The following is a 5,386-nucleotide window of genomic DNA, read 5'->3' on the forward strand; positions in this document are numbered from 1 at the left end:
GTACGGGGAAGGACGTCAATAGTCACACAGTCCTTGACGGTATAATAACCACCATCATGGCGACCATCCAAAGGATAAACATCATAGGCAGTCGGGAGGGTAGTCGGAACCGAAGAAGACTCAAAGCGAACCAAACAGGCAAAAAATTTAGGGTCGGCATCAAAAGCAATATCAGCACCAACAGAAACAACCTGATTAGCGGCGTTGACAGATGTATCCATCTGAATGCAATGAAGAAAACCACCATTACCAGCATTAACCGTCAAACTATCAAAATATAACGTTGACGATGTAGCTTTAGGTGTCTGTAAAACAGGTGCCGAAGAAGCTGGAGTAACAGAAGTGAGAACCAGCTTATCAGAAAAAAAGTTTGAATTATGGCGAGAAATAAAAGTCTGAAACATGATTAAACTCCTAAGCAGAAAACCTACCGCGCTTCGCTTGGTCAACCCCTCAGCGGCAAAAATTAAAATTTTTACCGCTTCGGCGTTATAACCTCACACTCAATCTTTTATCACGAAGTCATGATTGAATCGCGAGTGGTCGGCAGATTGCGATAAACGGTCACATTAAATTTAACCTGACTATTCCACTGCAACAACTGAACGGACTGGAAACACTGGTCATAATCATGGTGGCGAATAAGTACGCGTTCTTGCAAATCACCAGAAGGCGGTTCCTGAATGAATGGGAAGCCTTCAAGAAGGTGATAAGCAGGAGAAACATACGAAGGCGCATAACGATACCACTGACCCTCAGCAATCTTAAACTTCTTAGACGAATCACCAGAACGGAAAACATCCTTCATAGAAATTTCACGCGGCGGCAAGTTGCCATACAAAACAGGGTCGCCAGCAATATCGGTATAAGTCAAAGCACCTTTAGCGTTAAGGTACTGAATCTCTTTAGTCGCAGTAGGCGGAAAACGAACAAGCGCAAGAGTAAACATAGTGCCATGCTCAGGAACAAAGAAACGCGGCACAGAATGTTTATAGGTCTGTTGAACACGACCAGAAAACTGGCCTAACGACGTTTGGTCAGTTCCATCAACATCATAGCCAGATGCCCAGAGATTAGAGCGCATGACAAGTAAAGGACGGTTGTCAGCGTCATAAGAGGTTTTACCTCCAAATGAAGAAATAACATCATGGTAACGCTGCATGAAGTAATCACGTTCTTGGTCAGTATGCAAATTAGCATAAGCAGCTTGCAGACCCATAATGTCAATAGATGTGGTAGAAGTCGTCATTTGGCGAGAAAGCTCAGTCTCAGGAGGAAGCGGAGCAGTCCAAATGTTTTTGAGATGGCAGCAACGGAAACCATAACGAGCATCATCTTGATTAAGCTCATTAGGGTTAGCCTCGGTACGGTCAGGCATCCACGGCGCTTTAAAATAGTTGTTATAGATATTCAAATAACCCTGAAACAAATGCTTAGGGATTTTATTGGTATCAGGGTTAATCGTGCCAAGAAAAGCGGCATGGTCAATATAACCAGTAGTGTTAACAGTCGGGAGAGGAGTGGCATTAACACCATCCTTCATGAACTTAATCCACTGTTCACCATAAACGTGACGATGAGGGACATAAAAAGTAAAAATGTCTACAGTAGAGTCAATAGCAAGGCCACGACGCAATGGAGAAAGACGGAGAGCGCCAACGGCGTCCATCTCGAAGGAGTCGCCAGCGATAACCGGAGTAGTTGAAATGGTAATAAGACGACCAATCTGACCAGCAAGGAAGCCAAGATGGGAAAGGTCATGCGGCATACGCTCGGCGCCAGTTTGAATATTAGACATAATTTATCCTCAAGTAAGGGGCCGAAGCCCCTGCAATTAAAATTGTTGACCACCTACATACCAAAGACGAGCGCCTTTACGCTTGCCTTTAGTACCTCGCAACGGCTGCGGACGACCAGGGCGAGCGCCAGAACGTTTTTTACCTTTAGACATTACATCACTCCTTCTGCACGTAATTTTTGACGCACGTTTTCTTCTGCGTCAGTAAGAACGTCAGTGTTTCCTGCGCGTACACGCAAGGTAAACGCGAACAATTCAGCGGCTTTAACCGGACGCTCGACGCCATTAATAATGTTTTCCGTAAATTCAGCGCCTTCCATGATGAGACAGGCCGTTTGAATGTTGACGGGATGAACATAATAAGCAATGACGGCAGCAATAAACTCAACAGGAGCAGGAAAGCGAGGGTATCCTACAAAGTCCAGCGTACCATAAACGCAAGCCTCAACGCAGCGACGAGCACGAGAGCGGTCAGTAGCAATCCAAACTTTGTTACTCGTCAGAAAATCGAAATCATCTTCGGTTAAATCCAAAACGGCAGAAGCCTGAATGAGCTTAATAGAGGCCAAAGCGGTCTGGAAACGTACGGATTGTTCAGTAACTTGACTCATGATTTCTTACCTATTAGTGGTTGAACAGCATCGGACTCAGATAGTAATCCACGCTCTTTTAAAATGTCAACAAGAGAATCTCTACCATGAACAAAATGTGACTCATATCTAAACCAGTCCTTGACGAACGTGCCAAGCATATTAAGCCACTTCTCCTCATCCAACGCGTCAGTTTTTGACAGAATCGTTAGTTGATGGCGAAAGGTCGCAAAGTAAGAGCTTCTCGAGCTGCGCAAGGATAGGTCGAATTTTCTCATTTTCCGCCAGCAGTCCACTTCGATTTAATTCGTAAACAAGCAGTAGTAATTCCTGCTTTATCAAGATAATTTTTCGACTCATCAGAAATATCCGAAAGTGTTAACTTCTGCGTCATGGAAGCGATAAAACTCTGCAGGTTGGATACGCCAATCATTTTTATCGAAGCGCGCATAAATTTGAGCAGATTTGTCGTCACAGGTTGCGCCGCCAAAACGTCGGCTACAGTAACTTTTCCCAGCCTCAATCTCATCTCTCTTTTTGCGTTCTGCTTCAATATCTGGTTGAACGGCGTCGCGTCGTAACCCAGCTTGGTAAGTTGGATTAAGCACTCCGTGGACAGATTTGTCATTGTGAGCATTTTCATCCCGAAGTTGCGGCTCATTCTGATTCTGAACAGCTTCTTGGGAAGTAGCGACAGCTTGGTTTTTAGTGAGTTGTTCCATTCTTTAGCTCCTAGACCTTTAGCAGCAAGGTCCATATCTGACTTTTTGTTAACGTATTTAGCCACATAGAAACCAACAGCCATATAACTGGTAGCTTTAAGCGGCTCACCTTTAGCATCAACAGGCCACAACCAACCAGAACGTGAAAAAGCGTCCTGCGTGTAGCGAACTGCGATGGGCATACTGTAACCATAAGGCCACGTATTTTGCAAGCTATTTAACTGGCGGCGATTGCGTACCCGACGACCAAAATTAGGGTCAACGCTACCTGTAGGAAGTGTCCGCATAAAGTGCACCGCATGGAAATGAAGACGGCCATTAGCTGTACCATACTCAGGCACACAAAAATACTGATAGCAGTCGGCGTGTGAATCATTAGCCTTGCGACCCTCGGCAGCAAGAACCATACGACCAATATCACGAAAATAGTCACGCAAAGCATTGGGATTATCATAAAACGCCTCTAATCGGTCGTCAGCCAACGTGAGAGTGTCAAAAACGATAAACCAACCATCAGCATGAGCCTGTCGCATTGCATTCATCAAACGCTGAATAGCAAAGCCTCTACGCGATTTCATAGTGGAGGCCTCCAGCAATCTTGAACACTCATCCTTAATACCTTTCTTTTTGGGGTAATTATACTCATCGCGAATATCCTTAAGAGGGCGTTCAGCAGCCAGCTTGCGGCAAAACTGCGTAACCGTCTTCTCGTTCTCTAAAAACCATTTTTCGTCCCCTTCGGGGCGGTGGTCTATAGTGTTATTAATATCAAGTTGGGGGAGCACATTGTAGCATTGTGCCAATTCATCCATTAACTTCTCAGTAACAGATACAAACTCATCACGAACGTCAGAAGCAGCCTTATGGCCGTCAACATACATATCACCATTATCGAACTCAACGCCCTGCATACGAAAAGACAGAATCTCTTCCAAGAGCTTGATGCGGTTATCCATCTGCTTATGGAAGCCAAGCATTGGGGATTGAGAAAGAGTAGAAATGCCACAAGCCTCAATAGCAGGTTTAAGAGCCTCGATACGCTCAAAGTCAAAATAATCAGCGTGACATTCAGAAGGGTAATAAGAACGAACCATAAAAAAGCCTCCAAGATTTGGAGGCATGAAAACATACAATTGGGAGGGTGTCAATCCTGACGGTTATTTCCTAGACAAATTAGAGCCAATACCATCAGCTTTACCGTCTTTCCAGAAATTGTTCCAAGTATCGGCAACAGCTTTATCAATACCATGAAAAATATCAACCACACCAGAAGCAGCATCAGTGACGACATTAGAAATATCCTTTGCAGTAGCGCCAATATGAGAAGAGCCATACCGCTGATTCTGCGTTTGCTGATGAACTAAGTCAACCTCAGCACTAACCTTGCGAGTCATTTCTTTGATTTGGTCATTGGTAAAATACTGACCAGCCGTTTGAGCTTGAGTAAGCATTTGGCGCATAATCTCGGAAACCTGCTGTTGCTTGGAAAGATTGGTGTTTTCCATAATAGACGCAACGCGAGCAGTAGACTCCTTCTGTTGATAAGCAAGCATCTCATTTTGTGCATATACCTGGTCTTTCGTATTCTGGCGTGAAGTCGCCGACTGAATGCCAGCAATCTCTTTTTGAGTCTCATTTTGCATCTCGGCAATCTCTTTCTGATTGTCCAGTTGCATTTTAGTAAGCTCTTTTTGATTCTCAAATCCGGCGTCAACCATACCAGCAGAGGAAGCATCAGCACCAGCACGCTCCCAAGCATTAAGCTCAGGAAATGCAGCAGCAAGATAATCACGAGTATCCTTTCCTTTATCAGCGGCAGACTTGCCACCAAGTCCAACCAAATCAAGCAACTTATCAGAAACGGCAGAAGTGCCAGCCTGCAACGTACCTTCAAGAAGTCCTTTACCAGCTTTAGCCATAGCACCAGAAACAAAACTAGGGACGGCCTCATCAGGGTTAGGAACATTAGAGCCTTGAATGGCAGATTTAATACCAGCATCACCCATGCCTACAGTATTGTTATCGGTAGCAAGCACATCACCTTGAATGCCACCGGAGGCGGCTTTTTGACCGCCTCCAAACAATTTAGACATGGCGCCACCAGCAAGAGCAGAAGCAATACCGCCAGCAATAGCACCAAACATAAATCACCTCACTTAAGTGGCTGGAGACAAATAATCTCTTTAATAACCTGATTCAGCGAAACCAATCCGCGGCATTTAGTAGCGGTAAAGTTAGACCAAACCATGAAACCAACATAAACATTATTGCCCGGC

General features: G+C 44.7%; 9 protein-coding genes. All 9 read right to left on the reverse strand.

Translation table 11 applies throughout. From position 1 onward, the window contains the following. Positions 1–404: hypothetical protein (locus BFAL_RS11980; protein ID WP_002417289.1), on the reverse strand; the 404-nt coding region annotated here is incomplete at its 3' end. A gap of 110 nt (positions 405–514) precedes the next feature. Beyond that, positions 515–1,798, reverse strand: a complete 1,284-nt coding sequence (locus BFAL_RS11985; protein ID WP_000065572.1) for a major capsid protein — start codon at positions 1,796–1,798, stop codon at positions 515–517. 36 nt (positions 1,799–1,834) lie between these two features. Further along, a complete protein-coding gene (locus BFAL_RS11990; RefSeq protein ID WP_000033471.1) occupies positions 1,835–1,951 on the reverse strand; it encodes a phage DNA packaging protein J in 117 nt (38 codons plus the stop codon). Next, positions 1,951–2,409, reverse strand: coding sequence for a scaffolding protein D (locus BFAL_RS11995; protein ID WP_000084700.1), 459 nt, complete (start codon positions 2,407–2,409; stop codon positions 1,951–1,953). Before BFAL_RS11995 ends, BFAL_RS11990 begins: the two co-directional genes overlap by 1 nt. Continuing rightward, positions 2,406–2,645: a phage DNA packaging protein C gene (locus BFAL_RS12000; protein ID WP_016670801.1), complete on the reverse strand. Its 240-nt coding sequence runs from the start codon at positions 2,643–2,645 to the stop codon at positions 2,406–2,408. The genes BFAL_RS11995 and BFAL_RS12000 overlap by 4 nt, the downstream gene beginning before the upstream one ends. Beyond that, positions 2,578–2,730: a hypothetical protein gene (locus BFAL_RS12005; RefSeq protein WP_435988044.1), complete on the reverse strand. Its 153-nt coding sequence runs from the start codon at positions 2,728–2,730 to the stop codon at positions 2,578–2,580. The genes BFAL_RS12000 and BFAL_RS12005 overlap by 68 nt, the downstream gene beginning before the upstream one ends. Then, the gene (locus tag BFAL_RS12010) at positions 2,663–4,231 is read right to left on the reverse strand and encodes a replication endonuclease (RefSeq protein WP_001134933.1); all 1,569 of its coding nucleotides are present in this window, start codon (positions 4,229–4,231) and stop codon (positions 2,663–2,665) included. Before BFAL_RS12010 ends, BFAL_RS12005 begins: the two co-directional genes overlap by 68 nt. 36 nt (positions 4,232–4,267) lie before the next feature. Further along, entirely contained in the window at positions 4,268–5,254 is a 987-nt protein-coding gene (locus BFAL_RS12015) for a Minor spike protein (RefSeq protein ID WP_000466547.1), read from the reverse strand. An 8-nt stretch (positions 5,255–5,262) separates the two neighbouring features. Beyond that, positions 5,263–5,386, reverse strand: a 124-nt coding sequence (locus BFAL_RS12020) for a hypothetical protein (protein WP_000297106.1), incomplete at its 5' end; no start/stop codon positions are given.

It is taken from the genome of Bifidobacterium aesculapii, from assembly GCF_001417815.1.
Taxonomy (GTDB): Bacteria; Actinomycetota; Actinomycetes; order Actinomycetales; family Bifidobacteriaceae; genus Bifidobacterium; species Bifidobacterium aesculapii.

Coding starts and splice junctions, on each gene's coding strand:
- BFAL_RS12015 (WP_000466547.1), bottom strand. CDS start 5,254: ATGTTTGGTGCTATTGCTGGCGGTATTGCTTCTGCTCTTGCTGGTGGC.
- BFAL_RS11985 (WP_000065572.1), bottom strand. CDS start 1,798: ATGTCTAATATTCAAACTGGCGCCGAGCGTATGCCGCATGACCTTTCC.
- BFAL_RS11990 (WP_000033471.1), bottom strand. CDS start 1,951: ATGTCTAAAGGTAAAAAACGTTCTGGCGCTCGCCCTGGTCGTCCGCAG.
- BFAL_RS12010 (WP_001134933.1), bottom strand. CDS start 4,231: ATGCCTCCAAATCTTGGAGGCTTTTTTATGGTTCGTTCTTATTACCCT.
- BFAL_RS11995 (WP_000084700.1), bottom strand. CDS start 2,409: ATGAGTCAAGTTACTGAACAATCCGTACGTTTCCAGACCGCTTTGGCC.